The 22,915-nt window shown below is 32.9% G+C and carries 20 protein-coding genes; all 20 read left to right on the forward strand.

Annotated features, from left to right (window positions below):
* Positions 1-432: 432 nt before the first annotated feature.
* The 20 genes from QM877_RS05080 to glyS all read left to right on the forward strand — a co-directional run bounded on the left by QM877_RS05080 (position 433) and on the right by glyS (position 22,911).
* Complete coding sequence (locus tag QM877_RS05080) at positions 433-2,550, forward strand: glycosyl hydrolase family 28-related protein (protein ID WP_414317764.1); 2,118 nt, start codon at positions 433-435, stop codon at positions 2,548-2,550.
* The gene (locus QM877_RS05085; protein ID WP_000687247.1) at positions 2,537-3,271 is read left to right on the forward strand and encodes a PP2C family serine/threonine-protein phosphatase; all 735 of its coding nucleotides are present in this window, start codon (positions 2,537-2,539) and stop codon (positions 3,269-3,271) included. The genes QM877_RS05080 and QM877_RS05085 overlap by 14 nt, the downstream gene beginning before the upstream one ends.
* Positions 3,271-3,909 (forward strand): phosphate signaling complex PhoU family protein, encoded by a 639-nt coding sequence (locus tag QM877_RS05090; RefSeq protein WP_000946442.1) that lies wholly within the window; start codon positions 3,271-3,273, stop codon positions 3,907-3,909. Before QM877_RS05085 ends, QM877_RS05090 begins: the two co-directional genes overlap by 1 nt.
* A gap of 16 nt (positions 3,910-3,925) precedes the next feature.
* Positions 3,926-5,401 carry a UDP-glucose--hexose-1-phosphate uridylyltransferase gene (gene galT / locus QM877_RS05095; RefSeq protein ID WP_001193547.1) on the forward strand — a complete coding sequence of 492 codons (1,476 nt, stop codon included), beginning with the start codon at positions 3,926-3,928 and terminating at the stop codon, positions 5,399-5,401.
* A 12-nt stretch (positions 5,402-5,413) separates the two neighbouring features.
* On the forward strand, positions 5,414-6,427 hold the full coding sequence (gene galE, locus QM877_RS05100) for a UDP-glucose 4-epimerase GalE (protein ID WP_000996576.1): 1,014 nt from the start codon (positions 5,414-5,416) through the stop codon (positions 6,425-6,427).
* Between the two features lie 144 nt (positions 6,428-6,571).
* Positions 6,572-7,228, forward strand: a complete 657-nt coding sequence (locus QM877_RS05105) for a DUF1868 domain-containing protein (protein WP_000793817.1) — start codon at positions 6,572-6,574, stop codon at positions 7,226-7,228.
* A gap of 37 nt (positions 7,229-7,265) precedes the next feature.
* Positions 7,266-8,345 carry an extracellular solute-binding protein gene (locus QM877_RS05110; RefSeq protein ID WP_000748691.1) on the forward strand — a complete coding sequence of 360 codons (1,080 nt, stop codon included), beginning with the start codon at positions 7,266-7,268 and terminating at the stop codon, positions 8,343-8,345.
* Positions 8,346-8,448: 103 nt separating this feature from the next.
* Positions 8,449-9,459 (forward strand): ABC transporter ATP-binding protein, encoded by a 1,011-nt coding sequence (locus tag QM877_RS05115; protein ID WP_000589130.1) that lies wholly within the window; start codon positions 8,449-8,451, stop codon positions 9,457-9,459.
* 11 nt (positions 9,460-9,470) lie between these two features.
* Entirely contained in the window at positions 9,471-11,162 is a 1,692-nt protein-coding gene (locus QM877_RS05120) for an ABC transporter permease (RefSeq protein ID WP_001216193.1), read from the forward strand.
* Between the two features lie 2 nt (positions 11,163-11,164).
* The gene (locus QM877_RS05125) at positions 11,165-11,875 is read left to right on the forward strand and encodes an MgtC/SapB family protein (protein WP_001195063.1); all 711 of its coding nucleotides are present in this window, start codon (positions 11,165-11,167) and stop codon (positions 11,873-11,875) included.
* Positions 11,876-12,460: 585 nt separating this feature from the next.
* Positions 12,461-13,462, forward strand: a complete 1,002-nt coding sequence (locus tag QM877_RS05130) for a LacI family DNA-binding transcriptional regulator (RefSeq protein ID WP_000793418.1) — start codon at positions 12,461-12,463, stop codon at positions 13,460-13,462.
* Between the two features lie 97 nt (positions 13,463-13,559).
* A complete protein-coding gene (locus tag QM877_RS05135; protein WP_000103927.1) occupies positions 13,560-14,261 on the forward strand; it encodes an MgtC/SapB family protein in 702 nt (233 codons plus the stop codon).
* A 372-nt stretch (positions 14,262-14,633) separates the two neighbouring features.
* Positions 14,634-14,990, forward strand: a complete 357-nt coding sequence (locus QM877_RS05140; RefSeq protein WP_000817504.1) for an SAG1252 family conjugative relaxosome accessory protein — start codon at positions 14,634-14,636, stop codon at positions 14,988-14,990.
* A gap of 4 nt (positions 14,991-14,994) precedes the next feature.
* Complete coding sequence (locus QM877_RS05145) at positions 14,995-15,360, forward strand: MobC family plasmid mobilization relaxosome protein (RefSeq protein WP_000401235.1); 366 nt, start codon at positions 14,995-14,997, stop codon at positions 15,358-15,360.
* Positions 15,347-17,176: an SAG1250 family conjugative relaxase gene (locus QM877_RS05150; protein ID WP_000237136.1), complete on the forward strand. Its 1,830-nt coding sequence runs from the start codon at positions 15,347-15,349 to the stop codon at positions 17,174-17,176. Before QM877_RS05145 ends, QM877_RS05150 begins: the two co-directional genes overlap by 14 nt.
* 103 nt (positions 17,177-17,279) lie before the next feature.
* Positions 17,280-17,507, forward strand: a complete 228-nt coding sequence (locus QM877_RS05155) for a helix-turn-helix domain-containing protein (protein WP_000919634.1) — start codon at positions 17,280-17,282, stop codon at positions 17,505-17,507.
* A 269-nt stretch (positions 17,508-17,776) separates the two neighbouring features.
* Positions 17,777-18,046 (forward strand): DUF3173 family protein, encoded by a 270-nt coding sequence (locus QM877_RS05160; protein WP_000450956.1) that lies wholly within the window; start codon positions 17,777-17,779, stop codon positions 18,044-18,046.
* Entirely contained in the window at positions 18,018-19,205 is a 1,188-nt protein-coding gene (locus QM877_RS05165; RefSeq protein WP_000237021.1) for a tyrosine-type recombinase/integrase, read from the forward strand. The genes QM877_RS05160 and QM877_RS05165 overlap by 29 nt, the downstream gene beginning before the upstream one ends.
* 469 nt (positions 19,206-19,674) lie before the next feature.
* Positions 19,675-20,592 (forward strand): glycine--tRNA ligase subunit alpha, encoded by a 918-nt coding sequence (glyQ, locus tag QM877_RS05170; RefSeq protein WP_000038760.1) that lies wholly within the window; start codon positions 19,675-19,677, stop codon positions 20,590-20,592.
* Between the two features lie 282 nt (positions 20,593-20,874).
* The gene (gene glyS, locus QM877_RS05175; protein ID WP_414317765.1) at positions 20,875-22,911 is read left to right on the forward strand and encodes a glycine--tRNA ligase subunit beta; all 2,037 of its coding nucleotides are present in this window, start codon (positions 20,875-20,877) and stop codon (positions 22,909-22,911) included.
* Positions 22,912-22,915 lie beyond the last annotated feature (4 nt).

A 22,915-nucleotide genomic window follows, 5' to 3' on the forward strand; every position in this document is an offset into this window, starting at 1 on the left:
CGCTAGGTGTGAGACGGACTAATAGTCACATAGTGAAAGCCAGCGTCTTTAGACGCTAGCTAGTAATCTGAACTTATAGCCCTAGCACAGATCACCCGTTTGACGGATGGTCATGATTTTAAATTATAATTAAAAGATTACGACTTTTATTAAATAGAATTTAGTGATATTTTAGAAGATTTTTTCGAAACAATGAAACTATTATCTCAAACTAGAAATATTGGAAGAAGTTAAAAAAATTTTTTGTATATATTGATTAGATATAAAAATTTAAATATGATTGCGTTTTCAAAAATGTTGTATTTTATTGTGTTATTTCTTGACAATTCAAATTAGAAAATATATGATAAAGATAATGACATCGGTGTCATTTTCTCTATTTTAAGAAAAGTAATAATAAATTGTAAATTAATAAAAATATTGGAGGTCCTTATGAAACACATTTTTCATAATGAAGTATTTAGCATTCGTAAATTGAAAGTTGGAACATGCTCAGTTTTATTGGCTATTTCAATTTTGGGAAGCCAAAGTATTTTAGCTGATGAAGTTGGTACTACTACATCACAGATTGATACAAAAGAGATTTCTAATGTAACTACCAATGATTTAGGTTACTCTCAAAATTTTTCTAATAATGATTCTATTGGAAGTATCGATACTAATTCATCTACTAATAATTTAGATAGTTTGTCAGGTGCTAATCGTGATAACTCTAATAATACTATTCATTCTGATTCACAAGATAATAAAACAGTTGAATCTACAGAAAAATCTAATAATGAAAGTAAGAACAATAAAGAAGATATTGTAAATGATAGCACTATAAAAAAAAATTTTGAAAAAATTGCTTTAAATGTAAAAGATTATGGTGCAGTAGGCGATGGGGTTAATGATGACCGACAAGCAATTCAGGATACAATAGATGCAGCTGCTAAAGGATTAGGTGGAGGGAAAGTATATTTTCCTGAGGGGACTTATTTAGTTAAAGAGATTGTCTTTTTGAGAAGTCATACACACCTAGAAGTACATGAAAAAGCTACCATATTAAATGGTATCAATATCAAAAATCATCCTTCTATTGTATTTATGACAGGTTTATTCACTGACGATGGAGATCAAGTTGAGTGGGAACCAACTGAAGATATCAGTTACTCTGGTGGAACAATTGATATGAACGGAGCTTTGAATGAAGAGAGGACAAAAGCTAAGAATCTCCCTTTGATTAATTCTTCAGGAGCCTTTGCTATAGGAAATTCAAAAAACGTAACAATAAGTAATGTTACCTTTAAAGATAGCTATCAGGGGCATGCCATTCAAATTGCAGGTTCAAAAAACGTACTAGTAGATAACTCTCGTTTTTTGGGACAAGCTCTTCCTAAGACTATGAAGGATGGTCAGATCATCAGTAAGGAGTCTATTCAAATAGAGCCATTAACCAGAAAAGGCTTTCCATATGCACTAAATGATAATGGTCAAAAATCTGAAAATGTAACAATTCAAAATTCTTATTTTGGTAAAAGCGAAAAATCAGGCGAATTAGTAACTGCAATTGGGACACATTATCAAACTGCAACAACTGAAAATCCTTCAAATATTAAAATTCTAAATAATCATTTTGATAATATGATGTATGCGGGTGTTCGCTTTACAGGATTTACTGATATTTTAATAAAAGGAAATAGGTTTGATAAGAAAACTAAAGAGGAAAGTGAACACTATCGTGAAAATGGTGCTGCTTTAGTTAATGCTTATAGTTATAAAAATGTTAAAGATGTATTGGATCTGAATAAACATGTGACTATTACTGAAAATGTATTTAATATTGCTGATGCTAAAACAAAAGCAATACGTGTTGCAAAAGATAGTGCAGATTATCTTGGAAAAGTGTCTGATATTACTGTAACAAAGAATATCATTCATAATAATTCGAAAACTACTGAACAGCCAAACATTGAAATGTTAAGAGTCAGCGACAATTTGGTAGTGTCTGATAATATCATTTCAGGAGGTAAAGACGGAATCGTAATTGAAGAATCTGCTGGAAGTATCACTGTCTTAAATAATCAACTTTCCAATTTAACAGGAAATCATGTTTCTTTACTTAAAACTGATTTTAATGGGACCAGTTCAGACACAAATAATAGTGTCGGTGATTTTAATATTATAACTGAGAATGAAAGTTATAAAATCTTTTCTCAAAATTCAGATAACCACTCAGACAACCACTCAGACAACCACTCAGATAATCATGTGGAGGAATTAAAACCTGTAGTTGAAAACAAAAATAATTTAGCTAATAATTACTCAGCAAATAGTGTAGATGATAAAATTGAAAAATCAAATCATGATTCAGATAATGTAGTAACAGTAGAAATTTCACAAAAACAAGATGATGTAACCAATATTAGTGAAGTAGTGAAGGTAAAAGATAATCAACATGCATTACCAAAAACTGGATTAAATAAAATGGCTGAGATGGTTATAACTGTATTTGGAATTTGCCTTCTATTTGGACAATGGAGTTTAAAACGTCGTTATGAAGATAGATAGAATTTGCTCAATACAAGGTAGCGCTAAAGAGAACGAAGATAGCGTAGATTACAAAAACCAATATTTCTGGATTATAGATGGAGCAACAGATTTATTTAATGCAAAAGACTCTATAGGTTATTCAGTTTCAGAAGTATCTCATCTTATTTCTGAGTGTCTCAAGCAGTATTGTAAAGATTCTTTATCATTGAAGAAAATTTTCGAGCTTGCTTTAGATGACGTTAGAAAAAGAATTAAGATAGATAAGTGTGAGTTTGATGATTATTCCCAGTTGCCAACATTTGCCTTTATTTTTGCAAAATTATCCGGTTTAAAATTAGAATACATAATGGTTGGCGATTGTGTTATGATAGTCAACAATCAAGTGATTACAGATCATAGAGTAGATTGTCTTTTTGAGCAAGGAAAATTTGCAATCAAATCTAATCATGAAGTTGATAAAAAGACAATATTACAAAATATTAGGAAGCTAGCTAATAAACCAGAAGGATATTGGATAGGTTCACTAGACAAAAGTAGTATAAATCATGTTTTAAATGGTAGTTTGGAAGTAACTAGTAATCATATTGTTTTAATGACTGATGGTTTTTACGACTTTTATACTCAAAATTCAGGCTACTCTTTTGAAGAATTGATTGAAATAAGAAAAAAATCTAGAAATATTGATCCTATTTATGGAAAAAAAGATGATGCAAGTATTTTGATTATTGAGGTTAGATAATGTTGAGAAGCAATTTTGACAATGAAATCATTGAATTGTCAAACAATCTAGAAGATATATGGGACTCTATAATAAAAAAGTATGAAATAATATTTGACACTCTAACCGAAGTTCAAAAACAAAGTATTGTAGATAATGATTTAGTTATCAATGAAGCAGTTGTTGAAATAGATATGAAAGGAATCGAACTAATCTGTTTACAACATCCTGTCTCTAGTGATTTGAGAAAAATTATTACTATAGTAAAGCTATCAACAGATATTGAACGTATCGGAGACCGAATCGTTGAAATAGTTATAGTTTTAAAAAATGTTCATGCAATGCATGAATGGGGGGCGTTGTTTTATGAAATGCTGAAAATACATTTTGAACTAGGCGAGTACTTAAAGAAAGCTTTATTATGGTTTAAGAAGAGAAATTATGAGTTTGACGTATATGACTATAATAAAAAATATCATTTAATATCTAATTTATGTCAAAAACTAGGAGATAAAGCAGTAGAGAATTTTCTTATTGAACCCAAAAATGTTGATGAAGTTATTGTATTTTTAGAAGTTGTTAATATTCTTGATAAGATATCCCATACAACACAATCTATTTATGAATGGTTAGATTATCAGGAAAGAGGAGTATTATAGATAAAGAGGAGTAAATATGCAGACAATAGTAGATAATTTTGTTAATAGAGTTATTGAATATGGAATTTATAAACCGATGGACCAGATATATATAAAAAATAGAGTTTTGGCCTTAATCGGGGAAGAAGGAACTGATAAGATTTCAAATGATAGTGATCTTAAAAAATTAAAAGACGATTTAGTAGAAATAGCTTTAAAGAATGGTAAAATTGCTGATTTAGCTGAGGCGAAGGAATGTTTAGGTGCAGAGCTGATGAATTTCATCGTTCCATTACCAAGTCGCCTTAATGATATTTTTTGGAGTTCATATGATGTTTCGCCACAGGAAGCAGTTGAAGAGTTCTATCAGCTAAGTAAAGATAGCGACTATATTAAATTGTCAGCTATCTCTAAAAATATAGCTTTTCATACTGAAACTAATTATGGTTCACTTGAAATTACAATCAATTTATCAAAACCGGAAAAAGATCCGAAAACAATCGCGGCAGAGAAATTAGTAAAGTCATCTAATTATCCAAAATGTTTACTTTGTATGGAAAATGAAGGTTATCAGGGGAGAATAAATTATCCAGCACGTGCTAATCATAGAATTATTCGATTGGAACTGGGAGACGAAGTATGGGGATTCCAGTATTCTCCATACTCATATTTTAATGAGCATGCGATATTCTTGAATAGTCAACATGTACCTATGGCTATTACGTCCAAAACATTTGAACAATTATTGGAGATTGTTGATATTTTACCAGGGTATTTTGCTGGTTCAAATTCTGATCTTCCTATCTCAGGAGGTTCTATTCTTAGTCATAATCACTACCAGGGAGGAAAATATATTTTCCCAATGGAAAAAGCAAAATTTGAGAGAGAATTTCTTTTTAAAGACTTTGAGGATGTTAAAGCTGGGATTATAAAATGGCCGATGTCAGTGATTAGGCTACAAGGTGAAAATAAAAATCGTTTGGTAGAATTAGCCACTAAAATCCTAGATATCTGGAGAGAATATTCAGATTTAGACGTAGACATCATTGCTAAGACTGAAGATATTCCACACCATACGGTGACTCCTATTGCTCGTAAAGTAAACGGGAGATATGAATTGGATATTGTTTTGAGAGATAATCATACTACTGAACAATACCCAGATGGTGTTTACCATCCTCATCAAGATGTACAACATATTAAAAAGGAAAACATCGGGTTAATTGAGGTGATGGGACTTGCGATTTTACCACCTCGTTTGAAAACAGAGTTAGAAGAAGTTGAGAAATATCTTTTAGGAAAAGATAACGCAATTGCTGATTATCATTTAGAATGGGCCGTTCAATTGAAAGAAAAATATCCTGTCCTTAAAGAGGAGGAGGTTCATAGCGTAGTTCAACATGAAGTAGGGCAAGTATTTGCGAGAGTTCTCGAAGATGCAGGTGTTTATAAGAATACTCAAACCGGACATGAAGCATTTATGAGATTTGTTAAATCGGTTGGAATTAATTAGGAGGAAATAAAAATGGCAATATTGGTAACAGGCGGAGCTGGTTATATTGGTAGCCATACCGTAGTAGAATTACTAAATTTAGGAAAGGAAGTCGTTATTGTCGACAACCTTTCAAACTCAAGCATTTTAGTATTAGATCGTATTGAAGCAATTACAGGGCAACGTCCTACGTTTTACGAATTAGATGTTTGTGATAAACAAGGATTGAGAAAAGTTTTTGAACAAGAATCTATTGAGGCTGCAATTCATTTTGCAGGATACAAAGCTGTCGGCGAATCCGTGCAAAAGCCTGTGATGTACTACGAAAATAATATTATGAGTACATTATCTCTTGTTGAAGTGATGTCAGAGTTTAATGTTAAAAAGATTGTATTTTCATCGAGTGCGACTGTATACGGCGTTCACAATCAGTCTCCTCTTATTGAGACGATGCCAACAAGTGCAACGAATCCGTATGGGTACACAAAAGTGATGCTTGAACAAATTTTAAAAGATGTTCATGTAGCAGATTTAGAGTGGAGTATTGCGTTGCTTCGTTATTTCAATCCGATTGGTGCTCATGAGTCTGGGTTGATTGGAGAAGATCCATCAGGCATTCCTAACAACTTAATGCCTTTTATTGCACAAGTAGCGGTAGGTAAGCGACCAGAGCTAAGTGTTTTTGGAGATGATTATGATACGGTAGATGGTACTGGTGTTCGCGATTATATCCATGTAGTGGATTTAGCGATAGGGCATATAAAAGCTTTAGAAAAAGTATCTGAAAAAACAGATGTTTATATTTATAACCTTGGTTCAGGAGAAGGTACAAGTGTATTACAACTTGTAAATACATTTGAGAGTGTTAATAAGGTTCCAATTCCGTATAAAATTGTACCAAGACGATCAGGAGACGTTGCGACTTGTTATGCAAATGCAGATAAGGCGTATAAGGAATTAAATTGGAAGACTACAAAAACGGTCGAAGACATGTGTAGAGATACATGGAATTGGCAATCAAAAAATCCTAATGGATACAATAAATAATAAAGTTCAAGTAGTCTTGTAACATGTATATATTAAAAAAATTTTAAAAAAAACAATGAAAGCGCTTGACAAAGTAAACGATTACATTGTATAATACAAATATAAATGACACCGATGTCAAAAAATATAAAAGAAGGTCTGTTTATGAAAAACTTAACAAAAATTAAGTTCAAAGAGAACGGAGAATTTAATCATTTTCCCGGAAATACAGTTGTAGCAAATCTTTATACTAATTCAGATTTGATGGAAGTTGTTGATATCATTCAATCACGCTATAGAGAGTTACCATTTATAGACAAATTCACATTAACTCCAAGAGATTCTATTCATATGACTGTAATTGAATTGCTTTGCCATGAAAATCGTGAGCCTGAATTTTGGAGTAGCCATCTACCATTGGATACGCCATTACAAGAAATTCATGATTACTTTGCAAAACAACTAGAAATTTTCCCATTGCTAAACGAAGATATTCATATGCGTGTGACTGAAATGGGAAATCAAAACATTTTAGTAGAACCAGCCGATGAAAAATCAGCTAAACGATTAGAAGAAATTAGAACATATGTTTCTGAAAAAGCAGGTGTTCGATTCCCTAATCATGATCGCTATCAATTCCATATCTCAATTGGATATCTTCGAGTTCCATTAACTGAAGAAGAAAATGAAGAGTTTACTAAAGTGAAAAAGGAATTAACCGAAGTTCTGCTTGAAAAGATTCCTGTCATTACAGTAAATCGTATCGATTACACAGTATTTGAAGATATGAGACGCTTTGTTCCATATTGCGAAAAATTTTAAAATAAAATTATAATTAAAAATAAAAAGGAGATTTCATATGAAAAAATCTAAATTATTATCGTTTTTAGCTGCAGGGGTTGCGGTTACAACATTGGCAGCATGTTCAGGTGGTTCAACTAATTCATCAAATTCTTCGAGCGATACACCTCAATCAGAAGAAAAAGCTGATAAGAGCCAAGAATTAGTAATTTATTCTAACTCTGTTTCAAACGGACGTGGAGATTGGCTAACTGCTAAAGCAAAAGAAGCTGGTTTCAATATTAAAATGGTTGACATTCCAGGTGCTCAGTTGGCAGATCGTGTTATTGCTGAAAAAAATAATGCAGTAGCTGATATGGTATTTGGTATTGGAGCTGTTGATTCAAATAAAATTAGAGATCAAAAATTATTGGTACAGTACAAACCTAAATGGTTAGATAAAATTGACCAATCTCTATCAGATAAAGATAACTACTACAATCCTGTAATTGTTCAGCCATTGGTCTTGATTGGTGCTCCTGATGTTACTGAAATGCCTAAAGATTGGACTGAGTTAGGCAGCAAATATAAAGGTAAATATTCAATTTCTGGACTTTCAGGGGGAACAGGGCGTGCGATCTTGGCAAGTATCCTTGTTCGCTATCTCGATGATAAAGGAGAATTAGGCGTTTCTGAAAAAGGTTGGCAAGCAGCTAAAGAATATTTGGAAAATGCGTACACTCTTCAAAAGGGTGAAAGTTCAATTGTTAAAATGTTAGATAAGGATGACCCAATCCAGTACGGTATGATGTGGGGTTCTGGTGCATTAGTTGGACAAAAAGAACAAAATGTTGTATTTAAAGTAATGTCTCCTGAAATTGGTGTTCCGTTTGTAACTGAACAAACAATGATTTTGAATACTAGTAAGAAACAAGCTTTAGCTAAAGAATTTATTGATTGGTTTGGTCAAACAGAAATTCAAGTAGAGTACAGCAAAAACTTTGGTTCTATTCCTGCAAATACTGAGGCAGTGAAAGAGTTACCAGAAGCTACTAAGAAATTTGTTGATCAAGTGAAACCGCAAAGTATTGATTGGGAAGCTGTTGGAAAACATTTGGATGAATGGGTTGAAAAAGCTGAACTAGAATATGTAAAATAGGACATAAGTGTAAATTTTAAAATTCCAGGTCTCTCTAAAGTTTCTAAACCTACATGAGAAATTAAGAGAGACTTTTCATTTATAAGTAAAGGAAGTTAGTAATATGATTAAATTTGATAACATTCAAATTAAATACGGTGATTTTATCGCGATTGATAATCTAAATTTAGATATTAAGGAAGGAGAATTCTTTACCTTCCTTGGACCATCTGGTTGTGGTAAATCAACAACTTTAAGAGCTTTGGTAGGTTTTTTAGACCCTTCATCTGGAAGTATTGAGGTTAATGGCACAGATGTTACGCACTTGGAGCCTGAAAAACGTGGAATCGGGATCGTATTCCAATCTTACGCACTATTTCCAACAATGACAGTTTTTGATAATATTGCTTTTGGTTTAAAAGTTAAAAAAGTTGCTCCAGATGTTATTAAAGCCAAGGTTTCTGCAGTGGCTGCTAAAATTAAGATTTCAGATCAACAATTGCAACGTAACGTTTCAGAATTATCTGGAGGACAACAGCAGCGTGTAGCTTTAGCTCGTGCTCTTGTTTTGGAACCTAAAATCCTATGTTTGGATGAACCCTTGTCAAACCTAGATGCAAAATTACGTGTGGATTTGAGAAAAGAGTTGAAACGTCTTCAAAAAGAATTGGGAATTACGACTCTATATGTTACACATGACCAAGAGGAAGCGTTAACGCTATCTGATAGGATTGCTGTCTTTAATAATGGTTTTATTGAACAAGTTGGAACACCAGTAGAAATTTATCATAATTCTCAAACAGAATTTGTATGTGATTTTATTGGAGACATTAACGTACTTACAGATGAAACTGTTCACGGAATTCTTCTAAATAATGCTCATGTTCTTTTGGAAGATAAAAAAGGTTACATTCGTTTAGAAAAAGTTCGCTTCAAACGTGAAACGGATCAGGATCTTGTCTTAAAAGGTTCAATTATTGATGTGGAATTTTCAGGAGTTACAATTCGCTATACTGTTCAGGTATCTGAAAATCAAATTCTTAATGTAACAAGTATCGATAGTCAGTCAGCTATTAGATCTGTCGGAGAAAGTGTGGAATTATTTATCACACCATCAGACGTTCTGCAATTTTAAGGAGGTGCAGTATGCGTCATAAATTAAATTGGAAAGATTGGCTCATTCGTTTAGGCTTAATCTGGTTCTTGGTAACTTTCATCATTTATCCAAACTTTGATTTAGTAGTTAATGTATTTGTGAAAGGTGGGGAGTTTTCACTTGATGTCGTACAACGAGCTCTTAAATCTCAACGTGCGATTCAGAGTATTATGAACAGTTTTAAGTTAGCATTCTCACTAATTATAACTGTTAATGTTGTTGGTGTACTTTGTGTATTGTTTACAGAATATTTTGATATTAAAGGAGCTAAAATATTAAAACTAGGATACATGACGTCACTAATCTACGGTGGAGTAGTTTTGGCTACTGGTTATAAATTCGTTTATGGACCATATGGAATGATTACCAAATTTTTACAAAGTATTATTCCATCTTTAGATCCTAACTGGTTTATTGGTTATGGTGCAGTTCTATTTATTATGACATTTTCTGGTACTGCTAATCACACCTTATTCCTAACTAATACAATTCGTAGTGTAGACTATCATACTATTGAAGCTGCACGTAATATGGGTGCAAAACCATTTACAGTGTTTAGAAAAGTAGTATTGCCAACTCTTATTCCTACTTTATTCGCTCTGACAATTATGGTTTTTCTAAGTGGGTTATCAGCAGTAGCAGCACCTATGATTGTTGGTGGGAAAGAATTCCAAACTATTAACCCAATGATCATAACATTTGCTGGAATGGGAAATTCTCGTGACTTAGCCGCCTTTCTAGCAATTATTTTGGGTGTTGCCACTACGATTTTGCTTACTATTATGAACAAGATCGAAAAAGGCGGAAATTATATTTCTATTTCTAAAACGAAAGCACCTTTGAAAAAACAAAAAATCACATCTAAACCATGGAATATCATTGCACATATTGTTGCTTATGCTTTGTTCACTGTTTTCATGTTACCATTGATTTTCATTGTATTGTATTCATTTACTGACCCAGTTGCAATACAGACAGGAAACTTATCATTATCAAACTTTACTCTTGATAATTACAAATTGTTCTTTAGTAATAGTGCTGCGTTTTCTCCATTCCTAGTCAGCTTTATATATTCTATCATTGCAGCAACTACTGCAACAGTTCTTGCTGTTGTGTTTGCGCGAGTAGTTCGTAAACATAAAGCTCGATTTGATTTCTTGTTCGAATACGGAGCTCTTCTTCCTTGGCTATTACCAAGTACACTTCTAGCAGTTAGTTTATTATTCACTTTCAACCAACCTCAACTTTTAGTCTTTAACCAGATTCTAGTTGGTAGTTTAGTAATTTTGCTAATCGCTTATATTGTTGTAAAAATTCCATTCTCTTATAGAATGGTACGTGCAATCTTATTTAGTGTTGATGATGAGATGGAGGATGCTGCTAGAAGTATGGGGGCTTCACCATTTTACACAATGATGAAGGTTATTATTCCTTTCATCTTGCCGGTTGTTCTCTCTGTTATCGCACTCAACTTTAACTCTTTATTGACCGATTTCGATTTATCTGTATTCCTTTATCATCCATTGGCTCAACCATTAGGTATTACGATTCGTTCTGCAGGTGATGAAACAGCAACATCTAACGCACAAGCTCTTGTATTCGTTTATACAATTATTCTAATGATTATTTCTGGAACTGTGTTATACTTCACACAGAGACCACGCGGTAAGAAAAGGAAATAGTAATGCAAACATCCAGTATAGGACTATCGAACATCGAAATTATAATTAGAGTCGTATTATCTTTGGTCATTGGAAGTATTTTTGGCTTAGAAAGAGGAAGTAAATCTCAACCAGCAGGTATTCGTACACATAGTATTGTTTGTATGGCTGCTTGTTTAATTATGATGACTAATGAATTCGTATCTTATAAGTTTGGAACAGGAGATCCAACACGTTTAGGTGCTCAGGTTATATCTGGTGTTGGTTTTCTTGGAGCTGGAACAATTCTAATCACAGATAAAAAGAAGGTTACGGGTCTGACAACTGCAGCAGGAATCTGGGCTTCTGCAGGAATAGGTTTAGCTATTGGAGTAGGTTTTTATCAAGGTGCTCTGTTAGTAGCTATTTCTGTTTGGAGTGTGATTTCTATGTTTCAGCCTTTAAAAAAATATCTTCAAAGTCGTTCAAAAGTTATTGAATTATATATTGTAGTTAAATCTACTGAGGCATATAATCGAGTATTAGTTTATTGTGCAGAAAATGGAATTCGATTGACTGATTCAAGAACTGCTTTTGGAGATGTTAATTCTGAAAGAATTGAATATTTTGATGTTCCAGACAAAAGAATAGCATCATTTATGACTCTAGAACTTTCAGGTAAGTTTGAACATCTTAAACTAATGGAAGAAATAGCAGATATTGTTGGTGTTATTTATGTTGAAGAAGTTAGTTGATATAGAATAAACAAAGGGGCAGTTATTCTTGTCCCTTTGTTTTTTAGATTAAAAATTACTCAAGATTATTTTCAATGTATAAAGGTGTACATAAATGAAGGTGTATAATATTAATTTTGACTGTGGAAGAATAACGTATTTTGAATATAATTCTTTAATGCAAGTGTATAGATTTCATTCTTTTTATGATATTTGTGAAATGGTATTTTCGTCTTCTTTACCAGCTGATGATATACTAACAAAGCTTATTGATAAGGAAAAGATTATTCCGATCTTAGACTGCTATGTTCAAATGTTATTAGATACATTTATAGTTTCAATGGATTTTACCAAAAATGATTCTTTATATTTTTATGGTAAGTTATTTTCATACAAGTTTATCAGTTGTGAAGTAGAAAGAATTGTAAAGAATAAGAATTTTAATTGTCAATGTTATTTTTTTGAATCGGAAGAATAGAGTACAAAATAGAAATTTTGAAATTAAAGTTTTTGTTAAGATACATTAAAATATTTTACTAAATTCTCTTGTTAAAAAAAGTAAATATTGTATAATAATATTAGATAAATCATAAATGGAGGACTAAAGTGAAAAATTTAAACGATAAAAAGGTAACTATTTATGATATTGCGCATTTATCAGGTTTTTCTCCAAAAACTGTTTCACGTGTTATTAACGGTGGTGAAAAGGTAAAAGAAGAAACTTATCGAGCTATTCAAAAAGTCATTGATGAGTTGTCGTATGTTCCAAATGCATATGCAAAAAATTTGACTAAGAAAGAAACTACAAACATTTTGATTTCCGTTAAAAAGATTGATTCTTTTCCCTTGATTTGGTTTCAAACTTTACTAGATAGAGTTCTACAAACTTGTAAAGAGTTTGGTGTAAACGCCATTGTTGAATACTTTGGTGAAGAAGATACGATTAGGAATTCAATAATTTCAAGTACAGGAAGCTTAATAGATGGAGTAATAGTATTTTATGAAAGTAAAGACGATATTCGGATTAATTATTTACAGAAGAATAATATGCCTTTTATAGTTTTTGGAGAATCTCGAACACCTGATGTTGTTTATGTATCTAATAACAATTTTCAAGCCACTTATGATATGATGGAATTAGTAACAAAAGAGAATATTAAAAGTATGTTGTTACTTATGGGAGGGGAATCTCTTGTTAATAAGGATCGTGAAAAAGGTATTCGTGCTTTTTTGACTGATAAAAATTATTTAATGGATTTGCAAGTTATTTATGGTTTAACTACAATTGATTCAGTTTATTCATATGCTATAAATAATTTATCTAATCAAAATCATCCGGATATGATATTTGTTTCTGGGGATGAGAAGGTTCAAGGGCTGATTCGTGCGTGCTATGAGAAGGGGATTATCATTCCTGATGATATTTCAATAATTGGATTCGATAATATTCCTATTTCGCAATATTATACTCCAGCTCTGTCTACTATTTCTCCTAATTATGCTATGTTAGCCCAAAAAATGATAGAAAGTGTTTTAGCAATCATTAACGGTGAAAATATAGAATCCGTTGAAATATCTTCAAAAATTATTAGAAGACAAAGCTTTTAATCGGTAAAAAAATACCGATTTTTTATTTGATAAAATATTAAAATAGTAGTAGAATATAACTTATGACACCGATGTCATTTTAGAGTAGGAGGGATCAATGTCTACAATTTTTAATCATTCATTTAATAGTATTGTCGAGTTAAGGCATGTTATTTCAATATTAATCGCTTGTGCATGTGGGTGGGCAATTGGTTATGAGCGTAAGGCACGTAACAAGCAAGCAGGAGTCAAAACGCATATAATTGTTGCTTTAACGTCGGCTTTAATGATGATTCTCTCAAAAGAAGCATTTTTAGACACACCATCCTATGATACTTCTAGGGTCGCAGCTCAAATTGTTAGTGGCATTAGCTTTATAGGTGGGGGGATTATTTTTACTCGGGATAAGAAAGTTAGTGGAATTACTACTGCTGCTGGGATTTGGGCTACTGCTGGTATAGGTATGGCAATTGGTGCTGATTTTTGGATATTTGGTTCCTTTTGTAGTTTCATAGTTGTTCTTGTGCAATTAGTGACACACAGTAATGGTAGAAATCATGAAATTTATCAAGCAAAGATAGTGTTAGAAACAATTGATATTTCTTTACTTGGTAAGATTTATACTAATCTAGGGACACTTGATTTCAGAAAATATAATGTTGAATTAAAAGAACAGTCGTCTAATAATTCTTATGATATTTTGATTTCAATTGAGAATGATAAGGAAATTTCGATTATAGATATTGAGGATTTCTTACTTAATGAAGATAAAAATATAAAAATAAAAGAGTTTAAGCTAAAGAATTATATGAAGAGTTAAATTTTCTATCTAAAATTTTTATTTTTCTAAAGAAAAAATACAACTACCTTTCGTTTTTAATAGATTTAAGTTTGTAAGAGTCCGTTTGGGCTCTTTTATTCTGTGATAATTTTTTCAAATAGTATTTGTTATACTTTTTTTAATTGAGATTTATGTTGGGGGTTTGGGGGCTAGCCACCATATTTTCATATCGTTTGTCTTTTGAACAGTATGGTTTGAAATGGCAAGCGATATGATTTTTGGGATATTGTGGACACAATATCTGAGCTCGCAAAGCCTTACAAAAATGTTGAATCTATTTTGAAAAACGTACTGACAGTGTCTGTAAGCTTACATTGTCAGTACAAGTATCTATGAAGGAGGAAAAGCCATATGAAAAGAGATATACGTAGTATTCGGAAACAATTTCGCTTAACAGAAACGGAGGAAAAACAAATACTAGATTTAATGAGAGAGAAAGGAGAGGATAATTTTTCTGATTTTCTCCGTAAAAGCTTACTATTGTCTGATGGACAAAAACAGATGGAAAAATGTTTCAACCTTTGGAAACAGCAAAAGTTGGAACAAATTAGCCGTGATGTTCATGAAATATTAATAATTGCTAAAATAAATCATCAGGTTACTCAAGAACATGTTTCTATTTTGTTAACTTGTATTCAGGAATTAATTAAAGAGGTAGAAAAAACAAGTCCTCTTAGTGAAAATTTTCGTAACAAATACATGAGGTAGTAGAGTGGAGCACCGATATAGAACAAATTTAAAAAAAGTCTTTTTATCTGACCTAGAATTAGTCAAATTGAATGAAAATATCTCAAAAAGTAACTGCTTATCATTCTCAGAATATGCTAGACGAACTCTACTAGATCCTGGTATGAATTTTATCACCATTGATACAAATAGTTATCAAGATTTGATTTTTGAATTAAAACGAATCGGAAATAATATTAATCAAATAGCCAGAAGCATAAATTATTCGAATTTAATAACGGAAGTTGAATTAAATGAGTTGAGAAAAGGTATAGAAGAGTTAATAGTAGAAGTGGAGAAAGATTTTCTTATTCAATCTGAAAAATTGAGGAAATTTTATGGTCATCACTAAACACTTTGCGATTCATGGAAAAAATTATCGTAGTAAACTAATCAAATATATTTTGAATCCAAGTAAAACAAAAAATCTAACACTAGTTTCAGATTTTGGTATGAGAAATTATTTAGATTTTCCTAGTTATAAAGAACTAGTGAAGATGTACAATGATAATTTTTTAAGTAATGATACTCTTTATGAATTTCGTCATGATAGGCAAGAAGTAAATCAACGAAAAATTCATTCTCATCACATCATTCAGTCCTTTTCTCCAGATGACCATCTCACTCCTGAACAAATCAATCGGATTGGTTATGAGACAGTTAAAGAGTTGACAGGAGGTAGATTTCGATTTATCGTGGCAACTCATGTCGATAAAGATCATATCCACAATCACATCATCCTAAATTCAATTGATCAGAATTCTGATAAAAAGTTTCTATGGGATTATAAGGCAGAACATAATCTACGAATGGTTTCTGATCGTCTTTCAAAAATTGCAGGGGCAAAAATTATAGAAAATCGTTATTCGCATCGTCAGTATGAAGTTTATCGCAAAACAAATTACAAATATGAAATAAAACAACGAGTATATTTTCTAATCGAGAACTCGAAAAATTTTGATGATTTCAAGAATAAAGCAAAAGCTTTACATTTAAAAATTGATTTTAGACACAAGCATGTTACTTTTTTTATGACTGATTCAAATATGAAACAAGTCGTACGTGATAGTAAATTGAGTAGAAAACAAACTTATAATGAAACTTATTTTAAGAAAAAGTTTGTTCAAAGGGAAATCATAAACATCTTAGAATTTTTACTTCCGAAAATGAAGAATATGAATGAATTGATTCAACGAGCAGAATTTTTTGGATTAAAAATAATTCCGAAAGAAAAACATGTTCAATTTAAATTTGATGAGATTAAGATTTCAGAGCAGGAATTGGTAAAAACGAATCGGTATAGTGTTAGTTATTTTCAAGACTATTTTAATAACAAAAATGAAACTGTTGTCTTAGATAATAAAAATTTAGTTGAACTTTACAATGAAGAAAAGATAATTAAAGAAAAAGAGTTGCCGACAGAAGAGGTGGTATGGAAATCCTATCAAGATTTCAAGAGAAATAGGGATGCAGTTCATGAGTTTGAGGTAGAGTTGAATCTTAATCAAATAGAAGAAGTAGTAGACGATGGAATGTACATTAAGGTACATTTTGGCATCCGACAAGAAGGACTTATTTTTGTACCAAATATTCAAATCAATATGGAAGAAGAAAAAGTTAAAGTATTTCTCAGAGAAACTAGTTCTTACTATGTATACCATAAAGATTCAGCAGAAAAAAATCGCTTTATGAAAGGTAAAACTTTGATTAGGCAATTTAATCTTCAGTATGAACCGCAGTATATGTATAGAAGAATTCCTCTTAGCGAAATTAGAGAAAAAATAGAACAATTAGATTTTCTTATATCTGCGGAAAATAGTCCGAATGATTTCGAAGATATAACAAATGATTTCATTGCCCAAATATCATATCTAGAGAATATGATTGAACAAGTCCAAAATAAAATTGATGATTTAACTAATTTAGAGGAAGTATTGTTGAATAATACGATAAATAGTTCTAGCAATTTAGAAAATAGTATTCAAGGTAAAAGTTCAGTAGATACAATAGAGAAGGATTTATACATATATAAAGGAAAGATTGAAACACTGAAGGAACAACATAGAGAAGCAATAAATTTATTTGAAATGTTTAATAAAACAATACAGAAATATAAGAAAAAACAAAATATGAAATCTATTAAGGAAAATGAGATACATTTAGAGTAAACAGTTTCCTAAAAAGTATATATAGCATAGTTTCATGTGACAATTTGTCACATATTTAAAAATAAGAAAATAACTATATTATACTTGTTTTAGGAGACATTGAATGTTGAAAAGGATTAGAGATTTACGCGAGGATACTGATTTGACACAAGAATATGTTGCAAAAGCAATCTTAAATTGTACAAGATCAGCGTATTCTAAAATGGAATCAGGTACCAGGTTAATCTCTATAGATGACCTTATCAAACTTGCAGATTTTTATAATGTAAGTTTAGATTACCTTGTAGGTCGAGTGGATAATAAAGAAGACCATTACTCCAAAAAGTATTAGGTTAAGAAAGCACATTGACAATTGAATAGTCCAAAATGGTACTTTCCTCATTTGTGGAGCAGATTTGAATGGCTCGCCATGATAAGAGCGATTTTAAAACCATCAATAAAATAGAGCGATACTTTATATGCCATGATACAAATGATATACAATGATACTTCTGACCGTTCAGGCTGCCACCGTAAAAGAGCAGCAAGTGAAATTCTTATGATGACTTCATCAGTCATGCCATGGAGGTGAAAAAATCTAAGAAAGGAAGTAGTAAAATCATGGAAACAGTAAACTATAAAGATTTAGTTGCGATTGGTTTTCCAGAGCACACATCGAGGAATATTATTAGACAAGCAAAAAAAATTGCTGTAAAAAAGTTTGAAGAAGCTAGAAAAAATGATAAGAATGCGGTACAATTAGGATGTTCACCTTTCGATAATAAAAGGTTAGGCATTGCTCCTAAAAATATTGTAGAAAATTTAATTGGTATTTCTTTTTCAGATATAGAAGGTGAGAAAAATGGTTATATCAAAGACAAAGAAATATAAAGGTGTATACAAAGATTCAAAAGGAAAAATTTATTTTCAAATTGAATTAGGAGTTGATCCAATAACTGGGAAAAGAATCCAAAAGAAAGGAAGGAAAAATCAACAAGGACTACCGTTTAATTCTTTTAAGGAAGCATATGAAGAGATACTTCGTTTAAAACATGAATTTGTGAACTCTACTACTAATAATAGTTTTCTAACTTTTAGAGAGTTTATGGAAGAGATTTATTTAAAATATTATCAACAAAAAGTTCAATTTGTAACTTATCAGACCGCTTTACCACATCATCAGTTATTTATTAAGCAATTTGGTAGTAAAAAATTATCAGATATTAGTACTATTGACTGTGAAAGATTTCGCTTAGCTATTATAGACAAGTATTCTAGTAACTATGCTAAAAATATGTGGTCTAGATTTAAAGCATGTCTGGGCTATGCAGAAAGATTGGGTTATATTGATAGAGTTCCTTTTAAAGGATTAGATAATCCTAGAGGAAAGCACCCTGATACAAAATTTTGGACATTTGATGAATTTAAGAAGGTAATAAACTCTTTTGATATTAGTGAGTATGAGGGACTCCATAATTACATGACGATCTGGTTATATTTTATGACTGGTTTAAGAGTTAGTGAGGGTATTGCTCTTAAATGGGAAGATATTGATTTTGAACGTAAATGGATTCATGTTCATTCGACAATTGAGAAAGATAAAAACGGTGTATGGTATGCTAAACAACAAACAAAGACAATAGCAGGGGATCGTAAAATTGATTTAGATGATTTTACGATTACAATACTTAAAAAATGGCGAGAAGTTCAAATCAAGAATGATGATAAAGATTATGTAGTATCACGTTTTGGTGCCCCCTTGTGTAAGTCTACAATTTCTAGGATAATAAGAAGGCATGCTAAGATTACTGGCGTACCAGAAATTACGGGGAAAGGATTAAGACATAGTCATGCATCTTATCTTATAAATGTGTTACATAAGGATACTTTATATGTTTCATATCGATTAGGACACGCTGATAAGTCAACCACGTTGAATACATATAGTCACTGGTATTATTCAGGTGATTCAACAATTTCAGAAGAGATTACAAACAGTTTAGATAATCTTGGATTATCAATTTACCTACCAAATTCCTGCCAGAGTTGAAAATTGAGGAATTAACCCACTAATACTGGGAGAAAATAGGATTTGCAAATTGTTACTCTTAAATAATAGAGCAACTACATTCGTAGCTTAAAAACATGATTAAACCGCTAGTCTTAGGATTAGTGGTTTTTCTTTTTGTTCTAAAAGGGGCATAAATGGGGCAGTTAAATTAATTTGGCTAAGAAATATATAGGACTAGTGATAAAATAATTTTACTTTTTCATTTCTTTTTGTTATAATAGACGACAAGAAAGAATATCTTATCAGTAAATCCCAAGCGAGCCTGTGGTAGTGAGAGTCAGGTGATTGAGAGATGAGTGTGGCGCTTTTGGTAAATTTTAAAAAATAATGAAGTAATAAATTAGGGTGGAACCGCGTTTCTGACGCCCCTAGGTCACTTGACTTAGGAGCAAAGACACGGTTCTTTTTGTACTCTAGGTCGCAAGAAATTATAATAAAGGAGTAAAATATGTCCAAAAAATTGACTTTCCAGGAAATTATCCTTACTTTGCAACAATACTGGAATGACCAGGGTTGTATGCTCATGCAGGCTTATGACAATGAAAAGGGTGCGGGAACCATGAGTCCGTACACTTTCCTTCGTGCCATTGGTCCTGAACCATGGAATGCGGCTTACGTAGAGCCATCACGTCGTCCAGCAGACGGTCGTTACGGGGAAAATCCAAACCGTCTTTACCAACACCATCAATTCCAAGTGGTGATGAAACCATCACCATCAAACATTCAAGAGCTCTACCTAGAGTCATTGGAAAAATTGGGTATCAATCCTTTGGAACACGATATTCGTTTCGTTGAAGATAACTGGGAAAACCCATCAACTGGATCAGCAGGTCTTGGTTGGGAAGTTTGGCTTGACGGTATGGAAATCACTCAGTTCACTTACTTCCAACAAGTCGGTGGCTTGGCAACTGGTCCTGTTACAGCCGAGGTTACTTATGGTTTGGAACGTTTAGCTTCTTATATCCAAGAAGTAGACTCTGTTTATGATATTGAGTGGGCTCCAGGCGTTAAATACGGAGAAATCTTCCTTCAACCAGAATATGAGCATTCAAAATACAGCTTTGAAGTTTCAGATCAAGATATGTTGCTTGAAAATTTTGAGAAATTTGAAAAAGAAGCAGGACGTGCTTTGGAATTGGGTCTTGTTCACCCTGCCTATGACTACGTTTTGAAATGTTCACACACCTTCAACTTGCTTGATGCTCGTGGAGCAGTATCCGTTACAGAACGTGCTGGTTATATCGCTCGTATTCGTAACTTGGCTCGTGTTGTAGCCAAGACCTTCGTCGCAGAACGCAAGAAACTTGGATACCCACTTCTTGATGAAGCAACACGTGCAAAACTCTTAGCAGAAGAGGAAGAATAAAAACAGTTACAAGAATAGAAAAAGGGCGAACAAAGTGAGCCCGTATGGCACCCAGAGGCAAGTCGAAGACTTGCTAAAGGGATAGGCACCGCCGTACTGGTATCTGGGGATTTTTGAAACTTTGGGTTCAAAAATCAGTTGGCTAAATCCACTTTGATGAGACTGTTGGAAATCTTTGTCAAGAAGACAGAAGATTTCCCCACAGACTCACAAAGTTAGTTAGCAACGTCCCCAGTACCTAAGGTGCCTATCAAAAAGAAGAAATTTTGTAAGGGAAAAAACATGGCAAAAAATTTATTAGTAGAACTAGGACTCGAAGAGTTACCAGCCTACGTTGTCACACCAAGTGAAAAACAACTAGGTGAAAAAATGGCAGCCTTTTTGGATAATAACCGCCTTTCATACGAAGGAATTCAAACTTTTTCAACTCCACGTCGATTGGCTGTTCGCGTACTTGGCTTGGCAGACCAACAAACGGATTTGACTGAAGATTTTAAAGGACCTTCTAAAAAAATTGCTTTGGATGCAGAAGGAAACTTCTCTAAAGCAGCGCAAGGGTTTGTCCGTGGTAAAGGCTTGACTGTAGATGATATCGAATTCCGTGAAATTAAGGGTGAAGAATATGTCTACGTGACTAAGCATGAAGCTGGAAAACCAGCTGAGGAAGTTTTGGCTGGAATTCCAGAAGTATTGGCTAGCTTAAGTTTCCCAGTAAGTATGCACTGGGCAAACAATACCTTTGAATATATCCGTCCGGTCCATACATTGACAGTTCTTTTGGATGATGTGGCACTCGATATGGATTTCCTAGATATTCATTCAGGAAGAGTCAGTCGTGGACATCGTTTCCTTGGTCACGAAGTAGAAATTCAGCATGCTGACAGCTATGAAGAAGACCTGCGCAAAGTTTATGTTATTGCAGATAGCACTGAACGCGAAAATATGATTCGTGAGCAAATTAAGGCTATCGAAGCTGCAGAAGGTGTTCAGGTACAAATTGATGAAGGACTCTTGAATGAAGTTCTGAATTTGGTTGAATACCCAACTGCCTTCATGGGGAATTTTGATCCTAAGTACCTAGAGGTTCCAGAAGAAGTTTTGGTCACTTCAATGGAAACTCACCAACGCTACTTTGTAGTACGTGACCTTGATGGAAATCTAAAACCAAACTTTATTTCTGTTCGTAACGGAAATGCAGAGTATTTGGATAATGTCATCCGAGGAAATGAGAAAGTCTTGGTGGCACGTCTTGAAGATGGTGAATTCTTCTGGCGTGAAGACCAAAAACTCAAGATTGAAGATCTTGTAGCTAAATTATCACACGTAACCTTCCATGAAAAGATTGGTTCACTTCGTGAGCACATGATTCGTACAGGGCAAATTGCTATCCTTTTGGCAGAAAAAGCAGGTTTATCGGTAGATGAAACTGTTGACCTTGCTCGTGCTGCAACCATTTATAAGTTTGACCTCTTGACTGGTATGGTTGGTGAATTTGATGAGCTTCAAGGGATCATGGGGGAGAAATATGCTCTTCTCGCTGGTGAGAATGCAGCAGTAGCACAAGCTATTCGTGAACATTACCTTCCAGATTCTGCAGATGGTGCTCTTCCTGAGTCTAAAGTCGGAGCTATCCTTGCACTAGCTGATAAATTGGATACTCTCTTGTCCTTCTTCTCTGTTGGCTTGATTCCATCTGGTTCAAATGACCCTTATGCTCTTCGTCGTGCAACACAAGGGATTGTCCGTATCTTGGAAGACTTTGGCTGGAATATTCCAATGGACGAATTGATTGCTAGCCTTTATGCTTTATCATTTGATAGCCTAACTTACGATAATCAAGAAGAAGTGCTTAACTTCATCAAAGCTCGTGTTGATAAGATGATGGGGTCTACTGCAAAAGATATTAAGGAAGCTGTTCTAGCAAGTTCAAACTTTGTTGTTTCTGATATGATTGAAGCAGCAGAAGCACTGAAAGAAGCATCTCTAAATAGTAACTACAAACCAGCTGTTGAATCCTTATCTCGTGCCTTTAACCTAGCTGAAAAAGCAGAAGGTTCAGTCAAAGTTGATACTAGCCTCTTTGAAAATGAACAAGAAAAAGAACTAGCTCAAGCAGTAGAAAATCTAGAATTGAAGGGCTCAGCTAACGATAAATTAACGCAATTATTTGCTCTTAGTCCTGTTATTGATGCATTCTTTGACAATACTATGGTTATGGCAGAGGATGTTGATGTTAAGAATAATCGCCTAGCTATTCTAACTGAACTTGTGAATAAAGCGAAAACAGTCGCTGCTTTTAATCTTCTTAATACAAAATAGAAAT

This window comes from Streptococcus infantis (assembly GCF_047463655.1).
GTDB lineage: Bacteria > Bacillota > Bacilli > Lactobacillales > Streptococcaceae > Streptococcus > Streptococcus infantis_Z.